This window comes from Maribacter zhoushanensis, assembly GCF_029350975.1.
Classification (GTDB): domain Bacteria; phylum Bacteroidota; class Bacteroidia; order Flavobacteriales; family Flavobacteriaceae; genus Maribacter; species Maribacter zhoushanensis.
Genome location: NZ_JARKMR010000001.1, coordinates 930214 through 954680, shown reverse-complemented (window position 1 = coordinate 954680; position 24467 = coordinate 930214). Strand labels below are relative to the sequence as shown.

Sequence of the window (24467 nt, the reverse complement as noted above, 5' to 3'; positions counted from 1 at the left end):
TTCTAACCAATAACACACAGATTGTTTCGTCAAGAAACTGCTCCTCTCAATGACGAAATAGCACAAAAAAAAGGGCGCTACAATGTAGCGCCCTTTTCGTCTTTTACTAAAATATAGTTTACCAAATATGAACTCTCTTTTCAGGAGCTAGGTACATGTCATCACCTTCTTTGATATCAAAAGCATCATAAAACGCTTGAATGTTCAATAAAGGTTGTGTAGCCCTAACCATACCAGGAGAATGCGGATCGGTTTTGATCTGTGTTCTTAAAGCCTCATCTCTACTTTTGGTTCTCCAAACCGTAGCCCAAGACATAAAGAAACGTTGCTCTGCCGTAAAGCCATCAATATCTTCAGGACGTCCATTTTCAGCATAGTATTTCTGTAATCCGTCATAAGCTCCTAGCAATCCGCCTAAGTCACCGATGTTTTCACCTAAGGTGAATTTACCATTTACATATACTTCTGGTAATACCATTACACTATCATATTGAACGGCCAAAGCATCTGCTCTTTTTGTAAAAGCTGCCAAATCAGCATCTGTCCACCAATTCTTAAGATTTCCGTCGGCATCAAAACGAGAACCGCTATCATCAAAAGCATGGGAAATCTCGTGTCCTATAACTGCACCAATACCACCATAATTAACAGCTTCATCAGCAGTATAGTTATAAAAAGGAGGTTGTAATATAGCTGCAGGAAAAACAATCTCATTGTTTAACGGATTAAAATATGCATTTACAGTCTGTGGAGACATTCCCCATTCAGTTTTATCAACAGGCTCACCAATTTCAGAATAGTTCTTCAACTCGCCCCATTTGTTAACCGCAGTCATATTCTCAAAATATGATTTATCCGCAGAAACTTCCATGGTAGAATAATCTTCCCATTTATCTGGGTAAGCAATCTTAACGGTGAATTTGTCTAATTTTTCAATCGCTTTTGTTTTTGTAGAATCGCTCATCCAATCTAAAACAGAAATACGTTCTTTAAAAGCATCGATAACGTTCGCAATCATTAATTCGGCTTTTGCTTTTGCTTCTGGCGGAAACTTAGCATCAACATATAACTGACCTAATGCCTCACCAACAGTACCGTTTACGGTTGCCAATGCACGTTCGTCTGCAGCACGTTGTTCTTTAGCTCCTCTAAGGTATTTACTATAAAACTCCCAATTAGCAGTTTCAATATCGGTAGTTAATTTTCCGGCAGCACTATTAAAAGTATCCCATCTAACCAAGGTTTTAATATCCTCGATCGGCGTAGTTTTTAAGAACTTGTCCAAAGCTTCGGTATATCTTAATTGAGTAACCAAAAGCGTATCGAACTTTTTAGTAATTCCTAAATCAGAGATAAGTTTTTCAATATCTATAGTGGACATCATCTTATCAACCTCAGCAATAGTTCTAGGGTTGTTGTAATTTCTAGCATCTCTACGCTCCACCTTATTTAAACGTGGCTCGGCTAATTGCGTTTCTAAAGCAAGAATTTTATCGGCAGCTTTCGTTGCCTCAGCTTCAGAATCACCTAATCTTTGTAGCATTTTAGATACGTGCTTTTTATACTCTTCACGTATTTCAACAGACTTCTCATCTTCTTCTAAATAGAAATCACGATCAGGTAAACCTAATCCGTTAGCGCCTAAATACACAGCATTCATGCTACTGTTATTTAAATCTGCCCCAGCTCCAATATTAAGGAAAGGAGAAGACACAGCTGCATTAGTTGCCAATACTGTTTGTAGGTCTTTTAAATTTTTTACACCGGCAATAGCATCAAAGGCTGATTTCAACGGAGCAATACCTGCTTTGTTTCTTGCGGCAGTATCTAATTTTGTGTCAAAAATTGCCAAAGCTTTTGCCTGATCGGTATCTGCAGCATAGTTTCCGCTTTCTTTTGCAGTTGCCAATATTTTCAATACATCGTCATCAGTAGATTTACGAAGTACGCTGAAACCGCCCCAACTTGTTCTATCATCAGGTATTTCAGTAAACTTCATCCAATTACCATTAACGTAATTATAGAAATCTGACTTAGGGTTTTGAGTAGTATCCATGTTCGTTAGAACAATACCCGGAATCTTTTCTACTTCTGCAGTGGGTTTAGCCTCCTCTTTACATGAAGCTAGAGCTACCAAACCGGCAGCTAGAAAATAAATTTTTTTCATTTGTGAGTTAGTTTTAAACGTATCGTTCTATAGGACGCTCGTTTTGAGTTTTGTTACAAAAATAACAGGATTTTATTTTCAACGCGTTTATTTCACTATCAATTTAGAACATTAACATTTGACAATAAACTATTTACAAGTTTAAAAATCATTCTAAAAACATGATAAATCCTGATAACTCAATGAAAGTACCACTTTACTCATTCTCTATTTCATAAGACTGACATCCATTATACTTTAGAACCATAGATATAAAACCATAACAATATGAAAAGCACATTAACAATTTCCGTTGAAGAACCTTGCAAAGAAAAATTTAGTAATTTTAGTAAAACAGAGAAAGGAGGTTTTTGCCAAAGCTGTGAAAAAGAGGTTATTGATTTCACCAATTTCTCAGATAACGAGCTTATCAATTATTTAAACCATGGTAATAAAAAAGCCTGTGGAATGTTCAAGGCATCGCAATTAAAAACATATGAAACCAACACGTTACACACCATGAATAATTCTATATTACCTAAAGGAATAGCTATGATGGGTTTTTCTTTATTGGCACTTTGCGCCAGTGAAGTTAAAGGTCAAGAAACTGCACCTATAGAATCACCAATTGAAGTGGTTTCCACAGCTTTAATGGGCGATATCTCATATGTTGAAACTGTTCAAGAAAAATATACGTTGACAGGCACTATAGTTGATGAAAACAATGAGCCGTTACCAGGCGTAAATGTAGTATTGAAAGGAACCACAGTAGGTACACAGACAGATTTTGACGGTAAATTTGAATTTCCTCAACAACTTGAAGCGAATGATAATATAATACTTAGTTATATAGGATATGAAACCAAAACATACCAAGTTGCAGCAGGTGTACATTCTAACATAGATATTACTATTGCGTTTGACACTTATGATGTTGAATTAATGGGCGAAGTGGTAATCGTTGGTGGTTACAAAAGCAAGAGAAACATTTTTCAGAAAATAGGAGATATTTTCAAAAAATGAGAATTTCCTTTCTATTAATCACGCTCTTATTTTCTATAACGAGCTTTGCTCAACGCTCAGATTTTCAAGAAATTGATTTTACAAAAGCGGACAGCATCGCTCTTTATTATAAAGATGCCAGCCTTAAAAATTTACCGGTTCTCACTCATAATTTAACCACATCATTAAAAACAGATGTTGAAAAATTCAGGGCAATATATACCTGGATCAGTTCTAACATAGCCAATGATTATTCTTCATATGTAAAAATCAGCAGTAAAAGAAAGCGATTTGCAAAAGACCGTGAAGCCTTTTTAGATTGGAACAGGAATATTACCCCTAAAGTCTTTAAAAGTTTATTAGAAGACAAGAAAACTGCCTGTACGGGTTACGCTTACTTGGTAAAAGAGATGGCAAACCTTGCAGGGTTTGCATGTGATATTGTTGATGGTTACGGACGTACACCTACTTTATTATTAAAAGAAGATAGTGCACCCAATCATTCTTGGAACAGGGTACAAATAAATGATAAATGGTATCTGTGTGATGCTACTTGGTCTGCGGGAGAAACTATTGTTGTAAATGGCACACCGTTTTTTCAATCAGATTATTTCGATGGTTATTTTTTAGCGGACCCAGTGCTGTTTGCAAAAAATCATTTCCCTATCGGTAAAGAAAGTGATCAAAGTTTAAAAACCGATGCGTTTAAAGCCTACGTGGCAGGACCGGTTATTTACAAAGAAGCATTTTTAGCACCAATAATTCCGGTTGCCCCGTCGGTAATGAACAATACTATTCCAAAAGGAACATCCGTAACAATTAAATTACAAGTACCAAAAGAATTTGACAAGGACATTCAACTTCTATTAAACAAAGGAAGTAGTCAAAAAATTGGAAATCCAAATATGATCATGAATTCAAATGAAGTAATCTTGGAACAAACCTTTGAAAAGAAAGGATTGTATGACGTTCATATTTCAGTTGGCGAACAACTGATTGCCACCTATGTCATTAAAGTAAAATAATATTATTCTGGGGGGTACTTACTAAATATCTTATCAACTACTGCTTGAAGTTTTTCTGATTTTTCTTGAGGTGTATCACCTTCACGAAACGGACTTTCACTAATGGCTTGCCAAATAAGCATGTCTTTATTGCTATCTACAAAATCTATCTGTAGTTGCCTTGTCATTTTTGGACCGCCTACGGGAATACCAATGGACACTCCGCCACCAATGCCACGGTTACCACCACCAAGTCCCACACCAACATTACTACCACTAGCCTGATCTCTGTAAACAGAGCTTTTAATGTTAATGAACATATCTGGTTCTTCTGCGAACATAAAACCTTTTTCGCCTAAGGTAGCATCTAAAGCATCCATCAATCTTTTTTCGTCCAATTCACTTAAACCTGTTTCCATATCACCAAAATAGTTATAGGTAGAATAGGCTGTAAAATCGGTTTGATCATCATAATCATAATTAACCTTCGCTGCTCCGCAAGAAGTTAAAACAATGAATACAACACTTAAAAGGAAAATTCTCATGACAATGTATTTTCTTAAAATTAAAGAAAATAAAAGATTATTATATGATTTCATTAAGGTATTCGACTAAATGTGCCCGCAGTATATGTAACTTTTCTATTACTCAATCCTATAACCTTTATTCCTCTTCCTTTTTATCTACTGATTTGGTTAAGGCAGAAGAAATAATCCCTGTAGGAATTGCTACGATACCTAGACCGATCATGAGAATAAAAAAAGTAAATACCTTGCCCCCTACCGTAATAGGATATACATCACCATAACCAACCGTAGTAAGTGTTATTATGGCCCACCAAAGACTATCAAAAATTGAAGAGAAATTTTCTGGTTGCACTTCATTTTCAAAATAGTAAATGCCTACAGCAGAAAAATAAATTAAAATCAGCGTAACAATTAAGAACAGTAATATCTCTTCTTTTGCCAATGCAATAGCCTTTGTAAAATGATTAATGGCCCTATTATATCGCATCAGTTTTAAAATACGGAACAATCTTAAAAACCTAAGTGCGCGTAAAGACCTAAGATCAATACCTAACGCTAAGTAAAAAGGGAGTATGGCTAAAAAATCTATAACCCCATAAAAACTGAAGATAAATTTGAACTTGTTATCAGCTACATAAATTCTCAATAAATATTCTATTGAAAAAACAAGTACACAAAAAACCTCGATTATTTTTAATATTTTACGAGTACCCGGCTCTAAATCAGGAACCGTTTCATAAGAAAATGATATTATGGATAAAAAAATTAAAGCTTGAATGAAATATGCAAATAGCCTGCTTTTTCTATTATCATTAATTTCAACAATATTTTTGAGATACTGTTTCATTATTGACTATTCTGCATTAAGCATTGCCCAAAGCTTATCTTTCAATTCTAAGATACCCATTTGCGCAACAGATGATATGAACATAAAAGGGATTCCTTTTAAATCTTTGTTCAGCTCTTCTCGCATTTCATTCATTAGCTCTTCATCTAGCATATCGCTTTTAGAGATACAAATAAGACGTTCTTTATCTAACAGTTCTGGATTGTAACGACGTAATTCATCCAATAAAATCTCATATTCCTTGCTAATATCCTTACTATCCGCAGGAATTAAAAATAACAAATTGGCATTACGTTCTATATGTCTTAAAAAGTAGTGACCTAAACCTTTACCTTCTGCGGCACCTTCTATAATACCAGGTATATCTGCCATTACAAAACTCTTGAAATCTCGGTATTCGACAATACCCAAATTCGGTTTCAAGGTTGTAAACTCGTAATCTGCAATTTTAGGTTTTGCAGAGGTTATAACAGATAACAAAGTAGACTTACCGGCATTAGGGAAACCTACCAGACCAACATCTGCCAATACTTTAAGTTCTAACAGAAACTCACCTTCAAGACCGTCCATACCCGGTTGTGCATATCTAGGCGTTTGGTTGGTTGACGTTCTAAAATGCCAGTTACCACGACCACCCATACCTCCTTTAAGCAGAATTCTCTCTTCACCATGTTCGGTGATTTCAAAAAGCACCTCTTTGGTCTCAAAATCTTTAACTACAGTACCTAACGGCACATCTAAATACACATCTTCACCATCTGCCCCGGTACTACGGCTTTTACTACCGTGTGCACCATGACCAGCTTTAAAATGTTTCTTGAATTTAAAATTGATCAAGGTCCATAGATTTTCGTTTCCACGAACAATTATATGTCCGCCACGACCACCATCACCACCATCAGGACCACCTTTGGTAATAAATTTTTCACGGTGCAAATGCACAGATCCCTTGCCTCCTTTACCAGAAGTCAAACCCACTTTTACGTAGTCTACAAAATTACCTTCGGTCATTTTTATTCTTTCAGTTCAAATAATTACATCAAACAAATTGACATAAAAATTAGATATTATTTTAAGCCTTCGATTACTTCGGTTAGGCGTTCGGTAATCTCAGTAATTGAGCCAATACCGTTAACACTATGAAACTTACCTTGCGCCTCATAAAACTCTTTTACAGGAGTAGTTTTAGCATTGTACTCATCAAAACGATTTCTAATCTTAGCTACATCCTGATCATCAGTTCTTCCACTAACTTTACCTCTCTCTAAAAGACGATCAATTAAAATTTCGTCATTGGCCTCTAAAGCAATAGTTGCGTTGATACCCATATCTTTAGACTCTAAGAAATTATCTAGAGCTTCTGCCTGTGCAGCCGTTCTTGGAAATCCGTCAAAAATAAAGCCGTCAGCATCGGCATTTTTATCTACCTCTTCTTGCAACATCTTTATTGTAACCTCATCTGGTACAAGTTCACCTTTATCAATATATGATTTGGCCAAAGTGCCTAACTCGGTTCCGTTTTTGATGTTGAATCTAAAAACATCTCCCGTAGAAATATGCTTTAAATTATATTTCTCTTTTAAGAATTGTGCTTGTGTGCCCTTGCCGGCTCCTGGCTTACCAAAGAGTACAAGATTAATCATATGTTTCTGGTTTAATTGGTATACTTCTTTTAAATTTCTTCCTTGTTCTTTATAGTCTAGACCGTAACCAACGATAAAATTATCGGGTATGGCCAAACCAAAATAGTCAATGGCATATTCGCCCCTGTACACATCTGGCTTATAAAAAAGACTGGCTATTTTAAATTCCTTGACCTTTGTCTTAGAAAATAAATGTACTAATTTCTGCAAGGTACGCCCTGTGTCAATAATATCTTCTAAAATAATGACACTGCGCCCTTCAATATTTTCAGGTACATCTAATAATGTTTCTACAATACCCGTAGATGTTAAACCTTGGTAAGAACTAAGTCTTACAAAAGAAACTTCACAGGGGTGTTGGTAGGCTTTCATTAAATCTGAAACGAACATAAAAGATCCGTTCAACACACCAACAAAAATGGGTGTTTCATCTTTATAATCTACAGCAATCTTATCTGCAACCGTTTTTACCGCCTGCAAAATTTCAGATTCGCTCAGATAAGGTTTAAAAAACTTGTCGTGGATTTGTATCAATTTTCATAAATTATCAAGGTTGGCAAAGATAAGCTATTGCCTTGTGTTTTTGAATAGAAAGGAATTGGTTTCTAAGATTTAACCGTATTTTTGTAGTACTTAAGGCGTTTTTTCAACTGCCAAAAGCAACAATTATATGGATTATTTTTCTTCAGGTTTTAAATTAGGCATTTTAGGTGGTGGTCAACTAGGTAAAATGATGTTGTACGAAACACGAAAATGGGATATTTACACTAAAGTTTTAGACGGTTCTTCTGAAGCACCAAGTAGAATGTCATGTAACGAATTTGTTCAAGGCAGTCTATTGGATTTTGATACGGTTTACAATTTTGGAAAAGATGTAGATGTATTGACCATTGAAATTGAAAACGTAAATCTTGATGCGCTAGAGAAGCTAGAAAATGAAGGCGTAAAAGTATATCCACAGCCAAAGGCCTTACGCATTATACAAAACAAAGCGAAACAAAAATTATTCTATGTAGATAATGAAATACCTACAGCAGATTTTCATCGTTTTGCATACTCAAGCGAGATAAAGGATAGTATAAACAACGGAGGTCTACAATTTCCTTTTGTTTGGAAAGTAGCCCAGTTTGGTTATGACGGGCAAGGAGTTAAAGTGGTTAGAACCATGGCAGATTTAGAAGGATTACCAGCTGGTGAATGCATTGCAGAAACCATGATTCCTTTTAAAAACGAATTAGCCGTTATTGTATCTAGAAATGCTGAGGGAGAAATTAAGACCTACCCTGTTGTGGAGATGGAGTTTCACCCGGAAGCCAACCAGGTTGAGTATGTAATCTGCCCGGCACGTATTGATGATGAAGTAGCTGAAAAAGCAAGAGCATTGGCACTGAAAGTAGCTGACAAAATAGGGCTTACAGGATTACTAGCCGTAGAAATGTTCCAAACTGAAGATGACAAAATATTGGTGAACGAGGTAGCGCCAAGACCACATAATAGCGGGCATTATAGCATAGAAGCAAGTTACACCAACCAATTTGAACAACACATACGCAGTATTCTAGGTTTGCCATTAGGTAACACCGATAGTAAAGTGGCAGGTGTAATGGTCAATTTAGTAGGCGCAGAAGGCTACACAGGTGATGTTGTCTATAAAAATATAGAAGAAATTTTAGCGATGGAAAATGTTACTCCGCATATATACGGAAAGGCACAAACAAGACCATTTCGAAAAATGGGACATGTTACCATTGTAAATGATGATTTAGCAAAAGCAAGAGCCATTGCCGAAAAAGTAAAAGAAACAATTCAAGTGATTTCAAAATAAAAAATATGAGTAAAGTAGCCGTAGTAATGGGTAGTACAAGTGACATGCCCGTAATGCAAGATGCCATAGATATTTTAAAAGGTTTTGATATAGAGGTAGATGTAGATATTGTATCTGCGCATAGAACACCAGAAAAATTATTCGATTTCAGCAAAAATGCACACATCAACGGGTATTCGGTAATTATTGCCGGCGCAGGAGGTGCTGCACATTTACCAGGTATGGTCGCTTCAATGTCACCCTTACCTGTTATCGGCGTGCCAGTAAAAAGTAGTAATTCAATAGATGGATGGGATTCTGTTCTTTCTATTCTTCAAATGCCAGGTGGCGTACCGGTTGCAACCGTTGCTCTTAACGGAGCAAAAAATGCAGGAATACTTGCCGCACAGATTATTGGCAGTTCAGACAAATGTGTTTTAGACAAGATGATTTTATACAAAGAAGGTTTAAAGCAAAAAGTAATAGATGGCGCAAAGGCTGTAAACGGTAAATAGCCATCTACAAAAAATCTCAATACAAGAAATATGAATCCATTATTATCCCCATTTGATACCGCTCCTTTTTCCCAAATTAAAAACGAGCATTTTAAGCCTGCATTTTTACAATCTATAGAAGATGCACGAGCAGAAATAGACGCTATTACCAATAATACTGAAGCACCTACTTTTGAAAACACGATAGAAGCCTTAGAATTCTCAGGTCAGCAATTAGACCGAATCTCTAGTGTGTTTTTCAATTTAAACTCAGCTGAAACCAATGAGGAGATTCAGAAAATTGCACAAGAAATTTCTCCGCTATTATCTGAATTTGGAAATGATATTACTTTAAACGAAGATTTGTTCAAGAGAGTAAAAGCAGTTTATGACCAAAAGGATAGTTTGAACCTTACTGTTGAGCAAAGCACTCTTTTAGATAAGAAATACAAGAGTTTTAGTAGAAACGGAGCTAATTTATCCGAAGATAAAAAAACTCGTTTACGTGAGATAGATGCCAAACTTGCTAAGCTAAAATTGACTTTTGGCGAGAATGTACTTGCCGAAACAAACAAATATCAATTACACCTAACAGATGAAGCAGATGTAGACGGATTGCCAGAAGGCGAAAAAGAAGCTGCTGCACAGTTGGCAATCTCCAAAGGCAAGGAAGATGGCTGGATGATTACTTTAGATTACCCTAGCTATATCCCCTTCATGAAATACGCTAAAAACCGTGCGTTACGTAAAGAGCTTTCATTGGCGTTTGGTAGTAAGGCTTTTCATAATGACGAATTGGACAACCAAGAAAACGTTTTGGAAATAGCCAAATTACGTTTTGAAAGAGCCAACCTATTAGGTTATAAAACGCATGCCAATTTTGTATTGGAAGAGCGCATGGCAGAAACTCCTGAAAAAGTGCATTCTTTCTTAAATGAACTTTTGGAAAAAGCAAAGCCAGCTGCAGAACGTGAGTTTAAGCAATTAGAAGATTTTGCAAAAAAACTTGACAACATTGACCGCTTAGAGAAATGGGACAGTAGCTACTACTCTGAGAAATTGAAGCAAGAGCTTTTCAATTTAGATGATGAAAAGTTGAAGCCTTATTTTAAACTTGAAAATGTAATAAACGGTGTTTTTAAAGTAGCTGAAAACTTATTCGATTTACAATTTGAAGAGGTTCATGACATTGAAAAATATCATGAGGAGGTTAAAACATATAAAGTGTACGATGCCGATAAAAACTTTATTTCATTGTTCTATGCAGATTTTCATCCTAGAGCAGGAAAAAGAGGTGGGGCATGGATGACTTCTTTTAAAAGTCAATGGAAGCGTAATGGCGAAAATGTGCGTCCGCATATATCAAACGTTTGCAACTTTACACCATCAACAAAAAGCAAGCCTTCATTATTGACTTTTAATGAAGTAACAACTTTATTCCATGAATTTGGTCATGGTTTACACGGTATGCTGGCAAACACCACCTACCCTAGCCTTTCTGGAACATCTGTTTTTTGGGATTTTGTAGAATTGCCTAGTCAGGTTTTAGAAAACTGGTGTTACGAAAAAGAAGCATTAGAACTGTTCGCAAAGCATTACGAAACCGGGGAAACCATACCTATGGAACTGGTTGAAAAAATAAAAGAATCGGCAACCTTTCAAGAAGGTATGCAAACCTTACGACAGTTAAGTTTTGGATTATTGGATATGTCTTGGCACGGAATTGACCCAACAAGTATTACCAACGTAAAAGCACACGAAGACGAAGCATTTAAAGATACCAGTCTTTACCCCGCAACACCAGAAACTTGTATGAGCACCGCATTCTCTCATATATTTCAAGGAGGATACTCTTCTGGTTACTACAGTTACAAATGGGCAGAAGTGCTAGATGCAGATGCCTTTGCCTACTTTAAGGAAAAAGGTATTTTCAACAAAGAAGTAGCTACTAAATTTAAAGACAATGTATTGTCACAAGGTGGCACAGAAAACCCGATGACACTTTACAAAAGATTTAGAGGCGCAGAACCAAAGGTAGAAGCATTATTGGAGCGAGCTGGATTATTACAATCATAATTTTTAAGCCAAATGGCTAAAGAACAAAAGAAGGGAGTTGATGTCTATCAACTCCCTTCTTTTATATTTATAGAATAACATACTACCTACCGTTACTAAAAAACAATGGTGTATTATCAATTTTAGTACAACTTATAGGCGTCAATAAATTTTGCACTGATATTTAAACGATTCAGATATTCTGGTTGAGATCCTAACATAGTTTTCTCTTTTGCTTCAAAAATAGAAATACCATCAATATCTATGACTTCCATGTGTACCATCTGCTCATTTTTGATTACTTTAATATGACTAACTCTGTTATTATAGTCGTTAGACATTAGCAGTATAGTTCCAGAAATTAACTCTCCTCTTTTTACCTTAGCCGTATATTGCTGCTTTCCCTCTACATCATACCTAAATACATCACCATCTATATAGTTGTTCTTTGTTTGATATTTAAGTCGGACTAAATCTGAATCTGGGTAGTAAGATATAGTTTGATGCTCTTGCCCGTTTATATACGTACTTATGCTCTTACCATTCTCCCCATAACTTATACGCTCTACCAATAAACCTTTTTTAAAAGATTCTTGGTTAGACTTGCCCTTTGAATAGTTATTTAAAAGTCGTGTTCCTTCAAATGGTGTACCTTTTGAGTATTGTATACTTGCAAGTACCTCCTGGTCTTCATTATAAAATACCGTATCGCCATCTAGCTTATCATCCTTGTACATTTCGGTCTTTTTCAGCACTCCAAAATAGTTGTAATAATTAAACAACCCTTCTCTTTTGTCATCTACATAACTACCTTCTTCAATACGTTTACCACTGTAATCATACTTTACGTATGCACCATTCCGTTCACCATTTTCTATGATATACTTTGTTCTATCGGCAGTATTATATGCAGTTCCTTTCCAAGGTTTATTATTTACATATTCAACACGACCAAGCAGCTCTGCTGTTTCATCACTATAAAAAGACTCACAACAAGTAATATCAAAATCATGTATTAAAATTGGTTTACGCTTGTCATAATCTACATTCCTCTGCATCTCATATCTTTTTGATGCTACTAGGTTACCATTCTCATAAGCTTCTACCAATTGAATCTCATTTGTATCAACAAAGAATTTATACATTTTACCTTCTTTATTTTCATAATCAAAAACACCTAATTGTTCACCTTCGTCATTAAAAAACACCCCTTTCACTTCCTTGTATTTAGAAAAGGTTATATCACTTTGCATTTTCCCATTACTATAAAAACGAATCTCTCTTATTTTATCATAGCCATCATTACCATACTCTTCAAGTTTTTTGAAAGTTGCGTAGCGATCTTTTCCTACCAAGCGTTTTCTAAAATCCGTTCGTTTTACCAACGCCCCATCTTTAAATTCACTAACACCTAATACCTCGCCATTCTCTGACCCCAGAGTAAATCGATGACCTTGCCAAGGAGAACTAAATCCGTTTTCAAACTTTATGTTCAACTCACCCAGTATATCTCCATCAAAGCCATAATAAACCTCTTTGGTCTTACTCATTTTCTTTTGCGGCTTCTGAGTATTTCTGTAAAAAACCACCTCTTCTACCAATTCACCATCTTCATAAACAATACTGTGATGATTGGTAGTTTCGGTACCGTGAAAAGGCAGACCATTTTTAAAAGTCATTCTATGGATTTCTTTACCGTTATCGTCAAAATTTATCTGTAAAGATTTAAACCCATTTTCAAATTGGACCAATCTTGCCCTTTTATTATCAGCATTGAAAATTTCTTCCTCAATGATTTTCCCATCAGTATAGGTAGTAACAGAACCAATAGCTTCATTATATTCTTTGGTTTTGCTTAACTGAAATTTTATGAGTTTACCATACATGGGGCGTAAATAATCTCCATCTAAAGCAAATTCAATTTTACCCAAAAGGTCTCCTTTCTTAGAAAAATATTCTTTTGACCATTTATCATTGACATTGACTTTTTCCCGTACTTGCCCGTTACCGTAATATGTTGCGCTAACTAATTCCCTACCGTAAGGCATATATCTTATTTGCTGAATTCTCATAGGGTTATAGTAATAAAAGACTTCTATCCCTTTAACATAACCGTTAGAATGTAAGGTGCGGTCACCTAATAATTCACCATCATCACCATAGTATCTTGAATAATAATTTCCTTTTTTTAATGTACTATAATTCTCATATCTAATATCTTTTCTATCATCGTCATAATAGATCTGTACTAACGTATCTCCTTTTTTCTCCTGATAAAAATGACCCTCACCATAATCTGAAATCATTTTACCGGAATTAAAATACCCATCTTTATAGTACGCTATGATTTTTTCATCGCCTTCATAGGAAATGTATTCACCATTTAATCTATTATTAGCATACGTACCTTGCTGATATGGTTTTCCATCTTTTTTATACCAAGTAACAACACCCTCCCAAATATCTTTTTCATTGCTTGAAGACATACCCCGCATCTGTACATTACCATTTATATAATAATCTTCAACTTTATACAAGTCTCCTATTTTTTCAATTTTAGGTCTAAAAAATGAAGCCTCCTCTTTAGAAACAACCTTCCATTTGGCATCATAGAAAATAGTATCGTTTTGAGAAAAAAGCTTATGTACATTCAGAAATAAATAGACGCATACAATAAGAGAAATACGAAGATTTAAAATAGAGAGGAATTTAAAATCGGTTTTAAATTTTGACATAGAAAGGTTTAGCAAATTATTGATATAACTTCAAGCGTTCGAATTTAGCGGTTTGTATTTGAATACAAAAAATACCTGATTGTAAAGTTTGTTGTATCAAAATCTAAAAACATACTATATATCAAATATTTAATAATTACCTTGTAGCTGTATAGCTACAAACACTACCCATTTAAAACATCTTTTTAGAATGAGTAACGAAAGCACTCTTTCGCATACAAATCAACTTTTGGGAACTATTGATAAAGAGCCCAAGCTTGGCACGTTTCAGTTTGATATAAAATTAAACGTATTTGAGTGGAACACTGTCTTAAAAGAGATTCATGAGGTACCGTTAAATTTCACTCCCAATGATAAAAATTGTTATGGAAATTGCAAGGAAGATGTTTCAAAAAACCTAATTTTTAAAGCACATAAAGAAGCTATAGAAAATGGCACTCCATTTGAAATAGATTATGAAGTTATAACGGCAAAGGGCAATTCTCGGCATTTGCAAGTAACCGCCCAACCTATTAAAGTAAACGGGGAATGCATTAGTGTTTGCGGAGTTATCAAAGACCTTACACCTAGCACTAGAGACCAAGAAAAGCTTCAATTAGAACATCAATTAAACTATGCCGAAAAACTGGCGAAATCCGGTTCCTGGAATTGGAATGTAGTTACCGGCGAATTAAAATGGTCTGATAATTTTTATTCAATTTTTAATCACGATAAAAATTGCCCAATATCACAAGAAATATATCTAAGTTATGTTCACAAAGATGATAGAGATGCTATAGCCGCTAAATTTGATGTAGCGCTAAAGACTAAAAGTTTTCCAGAATCTAAATACAGAATACAATTAAAAGACGGGACCATTAAAACACTTTGTTCAGCAGGCAAAGTAATATCAAACGAAAAAGGAGAGGTTGTGACCATGCTGGGAACCTGTCAAGATATTACGGAAAATATTACTGCAAAACAGAGGCTTTCACAGGCTAACCAACAATTAATATTAACTGAAAAAATAAATGATGCAGGGTCTTGGCAGTTAGATTTATGCAAAAATGAATTTAGATGGACAGATAATCTCTATAGAATATTTGAAATAGAGTTTGGTACAAAAATGAGTTTTGAAACATTACAAAACTTTGTACACCCAGATGACTTAGATTATCTAAAAGATAAATTCAATGAAATTTTAATTAACAAACAATCTCATTCATTTGTACATAGAATACAACTAGAGAACGGCGCAATTAAAACTTTAAAAATAGTATCGGATGCTGTTACAGATTCTAATGGTAATGTAGTATCACTTATAGGCACTACACAAGATATATCTAATAAAATAAGTAGAGAACTTGAGCTAACACAAACCAATCAACAATTAAGTTTAACAGAGAAAACTACAAAGGCAGGCACATGGTCATGGAGCCCTGACACCGGTATGTTTAAGTGGTCAGAAAATCTATATGAGATTATGGATTTCGACAAAAATAGACCTATGAATTTTGAGGTGCTTTATACACGTATACATCCTGCTGATAAACATATTGTTGACAACTCAATGCAATTTGTACAAGACACAAATTCTCAATGTACGTTCATTCATAGAATTATAATTAAAGATGGCAGCATAAGAACTTTGGAAATAGTTGCGGATATAGTCTTTAATGAAGTAAATAATGAAAGAGAGTTGATTGGTACCACCCGTGACATTACAAGTACATTACATATAGAGCACGAATTAAACGAAAAGGACGAACTACTTAATTTTACGGAACATCTTACCACAATGGGTTATTGGAGGTATAAACCAAGCATTAATGATGTTTCATGGTCAGACAATTTGTACATTATTTTTGAACAACCCCAAATAGATAAGTTAACTTTTGAAACCTTTTTTGACAAAATACACCCTGACGACAAATGCTTTGTAAAAGAAAGAGTAGCTCTATCTATTAAAGACAATAAATTTTACGATTTCACCACTAGAATTCTTCTTAAAAATAATGAGATAAGAGTAATTCAAATTATCGGCAAGGTTACGGTAAACAAAACAGACGGTTTGCAAGAATTATTAGGCGTGTGCCTAGATATTACAGAAAGTCACACCAAAGACTTAGAACTATCTGAAAAAAACTACCGCTTAAATGTTGCCGAAAAAATGGCCATGATCGGCTATTGGCAATGGAACACGCCAACAAATGAAGTTGTTTGGTCAGATAACCTACATGCTATTTACGGTCACGAGAAAGGCGCTCCGCTATCCTTTGAAACCTATATTAATTATATTCATGAAGAGGATCGTGAACGTATAGTCACCTCACTAACAAATGCAATGCGCGGTGGGGATTTTCCAGAATCCACCTATAGAATTCAGTTGAAAAACGGAACAATCAAAACAATTAAATCTTTGGGCAAAATTATACGTAACAGCCAAGGTGAAGTTTTAGAAATGACCGGTGTTTGCCAAGATATCTCTGAAGAAAAAATTAAAGAACTTACACTTCTTCAAAAAAACAAACAACTGAACATGGCTGAACAAATGGCCATGTTAGGTTCTTGGGAATGGAAGCCTAAAAAAAATGTTTGCAAGTGGTCAGACAATTTGTACAGAATCTATGGTTATGAAATAGGTTCTGAAATAACAATAGATAGAGAACTTAAAAGTGTTTACGAACCTGACTTAGAGGGAATACAAACAGTGATTAAAGAAATATTTGAAGGTATAGAGCATAAACGTAGCACCTACCGAATAATATCAAGTAATGGAGAAATAAAAACCCTAGAAGTTAGACGAGAAATTACAAAAGATAAAGATGGTAATATTGAAATTGTAGGCTCTACACAAAACATCACCAACATAATCAAAGCCAAACAACTAATACAGGAAAAGAACCACTTACTATCGGTATCTGAAGAAATGGCAATAATGGGGTCTTGGAAATGGAATCCTAAAACAGAGATTTCAACATGGTCAGATAATCTTTATAAAATTTTTGGCATTGATTTAAATACCCAAATAAATGTTGAACTGTTTTTATCTAAAGTACACCCCGATGATGCAGATAGGGTAAGCCAACATATTAAAAATATTCTTGAGACCCACAAAAGAGGCAAAATCTTATCATTTCGTATCATAAAAGATAACGGCGACATACGCTCTTTAGAATTAGTATCTGAAATTGTTGAAGATAAAAATGGAGATATTGTAGAATTAATAGGTACAACACAAGATGTTACCGCAAAAATAAAAACGCAAGAAAAAATAAAAGAAAAAAACCAATTATTGTCCTATGCAGAAGAGATTGCCATGATGGGCTCTTGGCACTACAACATACATTCTAATACATTAAAATGGTCAGATAATCTTTATAAAATTTATGGGTTAAAAGTCAACTCCCCTATGAGTATGAAAATCTTTTACTCTAAAATACACCCAGAGGATTTGGAAAATGTAAAATATCAGGTTAAAAAATGTGTAGAAGGAGATGATAGTATTAAGTCCATATTTTTTCGGATCATTTTAAATGATGGTACCGTTCTATCCATAGAGTCAATAGCTGAAGCTACAAAAAACTACGCTGGAGAGGTAGTAGAAGTAGCCGGTACCGCCCAAAATATTACTGAACGTTTAAAAATAGAAAAAGACTTATTAGAAAAAAACCAGCTATTAAATTTTGCAGAGCAATTATCAAGTATAGGTCATTGGAAATGGGACATTATACAGGATGTTATGGATAAATCTGAAAACTTATTGAAGATTCTAGATTTTGAACAAGGAACAAAACCAGATTTTAATACCTACCTAAAAAGAGTTCACCCTGCAGACCGTGAAAAGGTAATTGATATAAGTCAGAAGATTATTGAAACAAAAAAGTTTGACACGTTTCATCATAGAATCATAAAGAACGACAACGCTATAAAAACAATTAAAATCATTGGTGAGGTTATTTTAGATATTGATGGTAACGTTATTGAATTAATAGGATCAAGCCAAGATATTACAGAACAAATAGAAGCCCAACAAAAAATATTGGACACCAACAGAAGTTTAGAAAAATCAACGATTACTTTAACTTCGAAAAACAAACAACTAGCTGAATTTAATCATATTACCTCTCATAATTTACGCTCTCCGGTCAGCAATTTAAACGCTCTTCTAAATCTTTACAACAAAACGGATGATGACAATAGGAAGTTAGAAATTTTTCAAAAATTTGAAATTGTCGTAGAAGATTTATCAGACACACTTAATGCCTTAATCGAGACCATAACTATTAAGCATAGTGCAGTAATTATCAAAGAAGACCTTTCTTTTGAACAAATATTACATAAAACAAAGCAAATTTTAGCTGCAGAATTAATTGAAACAGGAGGACGTATTACTTGTGATTTCACAAAAGCCAAAAATGTAAAATATAATCCCGTTTATTTAGAGAGTATTTTTCTTAATTTAGTTAGTAATTCCCTAAAGTATAGGTCACCTAACAAAATACCTGAAATTTTTATATCTTCAGAAATGGTAAATGGCAGAGTACTTTTAGAGTTCAAGGATAATGGATTAGGAATAGACATGAAAATGCACGGACAAAAAATATTTGGTCTCAACAAAGTTTTCCATAAACATCCAGAAGCAAGAGGACTTGGGTTATTTTTAACGAAGGCACAAATATCATCTATGGGCGGTTCCATCTCTGTAGATAGTGAAGTTAACAATGGAACAACATTTTATATCACTTTAAACTAAGTAAGATGGACAATAACATTAAAGTTTGTGTAATTGACGATGACGAGGTTTTTCAATACACCATATTCCACACTTTGGAAGCTCATACATCTGTAGCTAAAATTATTCCATTTACCGATGGCGCAGAAGCAATGAACTTCTTTAACGAATACATTGATAATCATATTGAACTACCCGACATTGTTTTTTTAGATGTAAATATGCCGGTTATGGACGGATATAGATTTATGGATGAATACATAAAAATTATACCTAAAATTTCTAAAAAAATTACAATTTACATATTGTCGTCTTCTGTAGACTTAGTAGATTTTGAAAAAACAAAAATGATCAAAGAAGTGTCTGATTATATTGTTAAACCGATAAGAGATAATCAATTGACCAAAATTCTGGCTGAAATATAAAGACTCGATTATTGCTTAATTTCATTCTGTATCTCTTATTTCTTAAAAAAAGCATCGTAACCACCTTCCAAGTTAATTACATTTTTAAAACCGAGTTCAACTAGCCTCTCTTGAGATTTTAAACTTCTACCTCCTTTTTTACAGTACACATATATTTTTTTATCGCTATCAATATGCGCTATCTTTTGATTAAATTCTTCTGAAAGCCAATCTATATTTACCGCACCATCTATACACCCTGAGTTGAACTCTGCCGGTGTTCTAACATCAATCAAAACTTCTTCAGCAGCATTAAAGCCAGTAAACTCTGAAATATGTTTAGATTCTATTTGCCCTATTGCAAATTGAGTAGACAATAAAAACATAAAAATTAACAAAATCTTCATAGCTTAGTGTTTATAATCAAAAATAGACATATTAGACAAAATTCAATTACTTTTGAAACGCAGAATAAAAAATGGAAACAAACAACCTTAATCCAGACAAATGGGTTGATCTCTACGCAGATTACCTATTCAATTATGCCGTTACAAGGGTAAGTGATGCAGAAATTGCCAAAGACCTTGTACAAGACACCTTTATAGCAGGATTAAAATCTGCTAAAAACTTTAAAGGTGATGCCGCAGAACGCACATGGTTAATTGCTATTTTAAAACGAAAGGTCATTGACCACTATCGTAAAATAAACTCCAAAAAAGGAAAAGCAGAGGTTCGCATGAGTTATAGCTCACAGACCGATGCAGAAGGAGATTGGATAGAAGAGCGTATTGCTGACCCTAACAGTAATTTTGAAAATGATGCTCTAGAAAATGAAGAATTAGGCCTAGCCATTCAAAACTGCATCTCTAAATTACCAAAAAAACAAGCTCAGGTTTTTACCATGAAAACTATTGAAGGAATGGAAACTGAAGATATTTGTAATGCTTTAGGTATTAATGCGTCTAACCTTTGGGTAATGATACATAGAGCCAGAACTGGCTTAATGGGTTGTTTAAATCAAAATTGGTTTTAGTTATGATGATTTCATGTGAAAAGGCAGCAAATATTTGCGATAAAGCTCAATACGAAGAAGCTTCTCGTTGGGATAAAATAAAATTAAAATTTCATTTACTTATGTGTAAAACCTGTGCAAAGCACAGTAAAGACAATACTAAGCTAACTTCTCTTTGCAACCAAGCAAGGCTAGCGGTTTTAAGTGATGAAGAAAAGAAGAAGATGAAAGAAAATTTTTCTAAAGCGAAATAGTATACTTGGTACTGATTACAAAAAGTAACCACCAAAATAACGGTATTGCCTCCACCCAAAAAGAAGAAAAATATTTCTTTTGACTTAATTCCGTTTTAAATAACATTAAAATTAATAGTAAAAACAAAATTGTTTTAACCACTACATGGGTGACATCTAAATCTGTTTTAAAAAATGTCGCTGCATAAAAAAGAATTGACCAGCCATAGCCTATCATTTTTGTTCCTTTAACCCCTATTCTTTGGGGTAACGTTTTAAGTGCGGTACTGTCGTATTTCAAATCCCTGATTTCAAAGGGTACTAATAGTATCAGAACAAATAGAAATCGCTGTACCGCTTCGATTTTTACATTCCAAGAGATTTTTTCATCTAAAACAGAAATAGCTGGCAGCACCACAGTAGTACCTGCCCAAACTGCAGCTACAATCAAAATTTTCAATCCGCTGAAACTTCTAAAATTTTTGTGCTTTGGCAGTACAGGTAGAGCATAAAGTCCAGTAATTCCCGCTAAGAAAAGCAGACCAACAAAAACCCTTTCCGAGAGAAAAAATAATTGATAGCTTGCAACTAAGAGGCATCCAAAACTAAAAAATTGAATGTTTTTATGATAGGTATTGGTCACAAGAATATATTTCTCTGCCTCTACTCCAAATTTTACAAAATTATAGCAACTAATAGAGCCAAAAAAAATAAAAAAATAGAGTTCTACCGGTACGTTTATGTTTAAAGTAAGTGCCGTAACATGAACCAAACTAAATATGGCCAAAGCCACATGGATACTAGCATCTAGGTAAAAATCAAAAATCTTTTTGATCATGGTCATTAAACAAAAGTAGTTAAAGTGTTTATAACCTTTTGTTTTGGTTAAAAACTTTCAAGATATGAGTCTTATACGGCACTAATTTAAACACATAAAAGTGGTAATTTTACACATTATATAACAATAGTATCTATGAAGACTGACGTGTTTGCTTTGCGCCATATCGGCATTAGGGAAGAAGATTTTAATACCATGTTCAACACGGTAGGTGTTGAAAATCTGGAGCAACTTATTTATGAGACCATACCAGAACATATTCGACTAAAAGAGCCCTTACAACTAGACCCTCCAATGAGTGAGCACAAATTTCTTGCGCATACAGAGGCTTTATCCAAAAAAAATAAAGTTTTTAGAACGTATATTGGGTTAGGGTATCATGAAAGTTTGATTCCGTCAGTTATAAAAAGAAACATTCTTGAGAATCCGGGTTGGTACACTGCCTATACACCGTACCAAGCTGAAATAGCGCAAGGTAGATTAGAGGCACTTTTAAACTTCCAAACCATTGTTTCAGATTTAACAGGTATGAAATTGGCAAATGCTTCTTTACTTGATGAAAGTACGGCAGCCGCAGAAGCCATGACCATGCTTTTTGATGTTAGAAGTCGTGCACAGAAAAAGAGCGCTATTGTAAAATTCTTTGTTTCAGAGGAGATATTACCACAAACATTATCGCTATTAAAAACACGTTCTATTCCTTTAGGAATTGAATTGGTTATAGGCAACCATGAAGAATTCGACTTCAGTTCAGATTTTTATGGCGCCTTGTTACAGTATCCTGGAAAATACGGGCAAGTATATGATTATGGCGGCTTTGTAGCTAAAGCAAAAGATAATGACATTAAGGTGGCAGTAGCTGCCGATATTATGAGCCTGGTATTATTAACACCTCCAGGAGATTTTGGTGTTGACGTAGTTGTAGGTACCACTCAACGTTTTGGTATTCCGTTAGGTTATGGTGGACCTCACGCCGCATTCTTTGCTACTAAAGAAGAATTTAAAAGAAATATTCCCGGTAGAATAATCGGTGTTACAAAAGATACTGATGGTAAGCCTGCTTTAAGAATGGCGTTACAGACCAGAGAGCAGCATATAAAGAGAGACAAAGCTACTTCCAACATTTGTACCGCACAGGTATTACTTGCAGTGATGGCAGGTATGTACGGCGTATATCATGGACCGAAAGGATTAAAATACATCGCATCAAAAATTCATGCCACTGCAGTTACTTTGGTTGATGCTCTTGAGAATTTAGGCATTTATCAAATCAACTCTGCTTATTTTGATACGATAACGGTAAAGGCAGATGCTAAAAAAATACGCACAATAGCCGAAGCAAATGAGGTAAATTTCTACTATATAGATAATGATACCATTTCTATTGCGGTTAATGAAGCTACTTCTTTAAAGGACCTGAACCAGATTATATCCATATTTGCCGAGGCACTTGGAAAAACAGCTTCAGAAATCACAAGTTTATTAAATACTACCTCTATACCTAGCAACGTTCAACGTACAAGTGCTTTTATGGAAAACAAAGTATTTAATTCATATCACTCAGAGACTGAATTAATGCGTTACATCAAGAAACTTGAACGTAAAGATCTAGCCTTAAACCACAGTATGATTTCTTTAGGAAGTTGTACTATGAAATTAAATGCCGCCAGTGAAATGCTTCCACTAAGTTCATCTAACTGGGGCAATATTCACCCTTTTGTACCAGTAGAACAAGCTGAAGGATACCAAACAATATTAAGAGAACTTGCAAAAGACCTTTCCGTTATTACAGGTTTTGCGGACACTTCATTACAACCAAATTCTGGTGCGCAAGGTGAATATGCCGGATTGATGGTTATTAGAGCATATCACGAATCTAGAGGAGAGTCTCATAGAAATATATGCTTGATTCCTTCATCTGCGCACGGTACCAATCCCGCTTCTGCAGTAATGGCAGGTATGAAAGTTGTGGTTACCAAAACCGATGAAAAAGGAAATATTGATGTTGCAGACCTTGAAGAAAAAGCTAAACTACATTCAGATAACTTAGCTGCACTCATGGTAACATACCCATCTACACACGGTGTATTTGAGTCTTCCATTAAACAGATTACAAAATTAATTCATGATCACGGCGGACAAGTTTATATGGATGGCGCCAATATGAATGCTCAAGTAGGCTTAACAAACCCTGCAACTATTGGCGCAGATGTTTGTCACTTAAACCTTCACAAAACTTTTGCCATACCTCATGGAGGTGGTGGCCCTGGTGTTGGCCCAATATGTGTGGCCCCACAATTAGTACCGTTTTTACCTAGTAACCCGGTAATAACAACTGGTGGCGAAGAAGCTATTACGGCTATTTCTGCCGCACCCTGGGGAAGTTCTTTGGTTTGCCTTATTTCTTACGGATATATTAAAATGCTGGGAGAGCAAGGCTTGACCCAATCTACAAAAATTGCAATTCTTAATGCTAACTATATAAAGCATAAACTTGAAGGCAAGTTCGATGTTCTTTATACAGGCGAAAAAGGAAGAGCGGCTCATGAAATGATTTTAGACTGCAGACCTTTCAAGAAAAATGGTATTGAAGTTACAGACATTGCAAAACGACTAATGGATTACGGCTTTCACGCACCTACTGTATCTTTTCCTGTAGCAGGAACCGTTATGATAGAGCCTACCGAAAGTGAGAATTTAGCAGAATTAGATAGGTTCTGTGATGCCATGTCATCTATTCGAGCAGAAATTGACGAATCAAATATTGATGAGCCAAATAACGTGCTAAAAAATGCACCACACACTTTAGAAATGGCTACGACGGATGATTGGAAGTTTCCATACTCAAGACAAAAAGCGACTTTTCCATTACCATACATTGCCGAAAACAAATTTTGGCCATCTGTACGTAGAGTCGATGATGCATATGGAGACCGTAATTTAATTTGTACGTGCGCACCTATTGAAGCGTATATGGAAACTGAATAACAGCTACAAACCCATACTATA

General features: G+C 34.9%; 18 protein-coding genes. 10 read left to right on the top strand and 8 right to left on the bottom strand.

Features of this window, described 5'->3' with window-relative positions; translation table 11 throughout:
- Positions 1-118 precede the first annotated feature (118 nt).
- A complete protein-coding gene (locus PXD56_RS03935; RefSeq protein ID WP_276492042.1) occupies positions 119-2167 on the bottom strand; it encodes a M13 family metallopeptidase in 2049 nt (682 codons plus the stop codon).
- Between the two features lie 267 nt (positions 2168-2434).
- Between PXD56_RS03935 and PXD56_RS03930 the strand changes: the two genes are divergently transcribed.
- The gene (locus tag PXD56_RS03930) at positions 2435-3169 is read left to right on the top strand and encodes a carboxypeptidase-like regulatory domain-containing protein (RefSeq protein ID WP_276492041.1); all 735 of its coding nucleotides are present in this window, start codon (positions 2435-2437) and stop codon (positions 3167-3169) included.
- A complete protein-coding gene (locus tag PXD56_RS03925) occupies positions 3166-4173 on the top strand; it encodes a transglutaminase domain-containing protein (protein WP_276492040.1) in 1008 nt (335 codons plus the stop codon). The genes PXD56_RS03930 and PXD56_RS03925 overlap by 4 nt, the downstream gene beginning before the upstream one ends.
- A gap of 2 nt (positions 4174-4175) precedes the next feature.
- Here the strand turns inward: PXD56_RS03925 and PXD56_RS03920 are convergent, their stop codons facing one another.
- The 4 genes from PXD56_RS03920 to PXD56_RS03905 all read right to left on the bottom strand — a co-directional run bounded on the left by PXD56_RS03920 (position 4176) and on the right by PXD56_RS03905 (position 7703).
- Positions 4176-4697, bottom strand: coding sequence for a DUF4136 domain-containing protein (locus PXD56_RS03920; RefSeq protein ID WP_276492039.1), 522 nt, complete (start codon positions 4695-4697; stop codon positions 4176-4178).
- Positions 4698-4815: 118 nt separating this feature from the next.
- Positions 4816-5526: an ion transporter gene (locus PXD56_RS03915; RefSeq protein ID WP_276492038.1), complete on the bottom strand. Its 711-nt coding sequence runs from the start codon at positions 5524-5526 to the stop codon at positions 4816-4818.
- 6 nt (positions 5527-5532) lie between these two features.
- On the bottom strand, positions 5533-6537 hold the full coding sequence (gene obgE, locus PXD56_RS03910) for a GTPase ObgE (RefSeq protein ID WP_276492037.1): 1005 nt from the start codon (positions 6535-6537) through the stop codon (positions 5533-5535).
- A 56-nt stretch (positions 6538-6593) separates the two neighbouring features.
- Positions 6594-7703, bottom strand: a complete 1110-nt coding sequence (locus PXD56_RS03905) for an adenylate kinase (protein ID WP_276492036.1) — start codon at positions 7701-7703, stop codon at positions 6594-6596.
- A gap of 136 nt (positions 7704-7839) precedes the next feature.
- Here PXD56_RS03905 and PXD56_RS03900 point away from each other — a divergent pair, with 136 nt between their 5' ends.
- Genes PXD56_RS03900 through PXD56_RS03890 form a run of 3 tightly spaced genes read left to right on the top strand, consistent with a single transcriptional unit; the run spans position 7840 to position 11543 of the window.
- Positions 7840-8994 (top strand): 5-(carboxyamino)imidazole ribonucleotide synthase, encoded by a 1155-nt coding sequence (locus tag PXD56_RS03900; RefSeq protein WP_276492035.1) that lies wholly within the window; start codon positions 7840-7842, stop codon positions 8992-8994.
- Between the two features lie 5 nt (positions 8995-8999).
- Complete coding sequence (gene purE, locus PXD56_RS03895; RefSeq protein WP_276492034.1) at positions 9000-9488, top strand: 5-(carboxyamino)imidazole ribonucleotide mutase; 489 nt, start codon at positions 9000-9002, stop codon at positions 9486-9488.
- 30 nt (positions 9489-9518) lie between these two features.
- Positions 9519-11543: a M3 family metallopeptidase gene (locus PXD56_RS03890; protein ID WP_276492033.1), complete on the top strand. Its 2025-nt coding sequence runs from the start codon at positions 9519-9521 to the stop codon at positions 11541-11543.
- 122 nt (positions 11544-11665) lie between these two features.
- On the opposite strand, the gene PXD56_RS03885 is transcribed toward PXD56_RS03890, so the two are convergent.
- Positions 11666-14257, bottom strand: coding sequence for a toxin-antitoxin system YwqK family antitoxin (locus PXD56_RS03885; RefSeq protein WP_276492032.1), 2592 nt, complete (start codon positions 14255-14257; stop codon positions 11666-11668).
- A gap of 190 nt (positions 14258-14447) precedes the next feature.
- Between PXD56_RS03885 and PXD56_RS03880 the strand changes: the two genes are divergently transcribed.
- Entirely contained in the window at positions 14448-18992 is a 4545-nt protein-coding gene (locus tag PXD56_RS03880) for a PAS domain-containing protein (RefSeq protein WP_276492031.1), read from the top strand.
- Positions 18993-18997: 5 nt separating this feature from the next.
- Positions 18998-19396 (top strand): response regulator, encoded by a 399-nt coding sequence (locus PXD56_RS03875; RefSeq protein WP_276492030.1) that lies wholly within the window; start codon positions 18998-19000, stop codon positions 19394-19396.
- Between the two features lie 35 nt (positions 19397-19431).
- On the opposite strand, the gene PXD56_RS03870 is transcribed toward PXD56_RS03875, so the two are convergent.
- Positions 19432-19782 carry a rhodanese-like domain-containing protein gene (locus tag PXD56_RS03870; protein ID WP_276492029.1) on the bottom strand — a complete coding sequence of 117 codons (351 nt, stop codon included), beginning with the start codon at positions 19780-19782 and terminating at the stop codon, positions 19432-19434.
- Positions 19783-19853: 71 nt separating this feature from the next.
- Here PXD56_RS03870 and PXD56_RS03865 point away from each other — a divergent pair, with 71 nt between their 5' ends.
- Both PXD56_RS03865 and PXD56_RS03860 read left to right on the top strand, forming a co-directional pair.
- Positions 19854-20408 (top strand): sigma-70 family RNA polymerase sigma factor, encoded by a 555-nt coding sequence (locus PXD56_RS03865; protein WP_276492028.1) that lies wholly within the window; start codon positions 19854-19856, stop codon positions 20406-20408.
- A gap of 2 nt (positions 20409-20410) precedes the next feature.
- Complete coding sequence (locus PXD56_RS03860) at positions 20411-20641, top strand: hypothetical protein (protein WP_338088435.1); 231 nt, start codon at positions 20411-20413, stop codon at positions 20639-20641.
- On the opposite strand, the gene PXD56_RS03855 is transcribed toward PXD56_RS03860, so the two are convergent.
- Positions 20628-21458: a UbiA prenyltransferase family protein gene (locus PXD56_RS03855; RefSeq protein WP_276492027.1), complete on the bottom strand. Its 831-nt coding sequence runs from the start codon at positions 21456-21458 to the stop codon at positions 20628-20630. The two genes, PXD56_RS03860 and PXD56_RS03855, sit on opposite strands and share 14 nt — an antisense overlap.
- A 135-nt stretch (positions 21459-21593) precedes the next feature.
- Here PXD56_RS03855 and gcvP point away from each other — a divergent pair, with 135 nt between their 5' ends.
- A complete protein-coding gene (gcvP, locus tag PXD56_RS03850; RefSeq protein ID WP_276492026.1) occupies positions 21594-24446 on the top strand; it encodes an aminomethyl-transferring glycine dehydrogenase in 2853 nt (950 codons plus the stop codon).
- Positions 24447-24467: the final 21 nt, after the last annotated feature.

Excerpts from the sequence above, each read along its gene's own strand:
- PXD56_RS03920 (WP_276492039.1), bottom strand. The coding sequence starts at position 4,697 with ATGAGAATTTTCCTTTTAAGTGTTGTATTCATTGTTTTAACTTCTTGC.
- PXD56_RS03935 (WP_276492042.1), bottom strand. The coding sequence starts at position 2,167 with ATGAAAAAAATTTATTTTCTAGCTGCCGGTTTGGTAGCTCTAGCTTCA.
- PXD56_RS03930 (WP_276492041.1), top strand. The coding sequence starts at position 2,435 with ATGAAAAGCACATTAACAATTTCCGTTGAAGAACCTTGCAAAGAAAAA.
- PXD56_RS03925 (WP_276492040.1), top strand. The coding sequence starts at position 3,166 with ATGAGAATTTCCTTTCTATTAATCACGCTCTTATTTTCTATAACGAGC.
- PXD56_RS03860 (WP_338088435.1), top strand. The coding sequence starts at position 20,411 with ATGATGATTTCATGTGAAAAGGCAGCAAATATTTGCGATAAAGCTCAA.
- PXD56_RS03865 (WP_276492028.1), top strand. The coding sequence starts at position 19,854 with ATGGAAACAAACAACCTTAATCCAGACAAATGGGTTGATCTCTACGCA.
- gcvP (WP_276492026.1), top strand. The coding sequence starts at position 21,594 with ATGAAGACTGACGTGTTTGCTTTGCGCCATATCGGCATTAGGGAAGAA.
- PXD56_RS03870 (WP_276492029.1), bottom strand. The coding sequence starts at position 19,782 with ATGAAGATTTTGTTAATTTTTATGTTTTTATTGTCTACTCAATTTGCA.
- PXD56_RS03915 (WP_276492038.1), bottom strand. The coding sequence starts at position 5,526 with ATGAAACAGTATCTCAAAAATATTGTTGAAATTAATGATAATAGAAAA.
- purE (WP_276492034.1), top strand. The coding sequence starts at position 9,000 with ATGAGTAAAGTAGCCGTAGTAATGGGTAGTACAAGTGACATGCCCGTA.
- PXD56_RS03855 (WP_276492027.1), bottom strand. The coding sequence starts at position 21,458 with ATGATCAAAAAGATTTTTGATTTTTACCTAGATGCTAGTATCCATGTG.
- PXD56_RS03880 (WP_276492031.1), top strand. The coding sequence starts at position 14,448 with ATGAGTAACGAAAGCACTCTTTCGCATACAAATCAACTTTTGGGAACT.
- PXD56_RS03890 (WP_276492033.1), top strand. The coding sequence starts at position 9,519 with ATGAATCCATTATTATCCCCATTTGATACCGCTCCTTTTTCCCAAATT.
- PXD56_RS03900 (WP_276492035.1), top strand. The coding sequence starts at position 7,840 with ATGGATTATTTTTCTTCAGGTTTTAAATTAGGCATTTTAGGTGGTGGT.
- PXD56_RS03885 (WP_276492032.1), bottom strand. The coding sequence starts at position 14,257 with ATGTCAAAATTTAAAACCGATTTTAAATTCCTCTCTATTTTAAATCTT.
- PXD56_RS03875 (WP_276492030.1), top strand. The coding sequence starts at position 18,998 with ATGGACAATAACATTAAAGTTTGTGTAATTGACGATGACGAGGTTTTT.
- obgE (WP_276492037.1), bottom strand. The coding sequence starts at position 6,537 with ATGACCGAAGGTAATTTTGTAGACTACGTAAAAGTGGGTTTGACTTCT.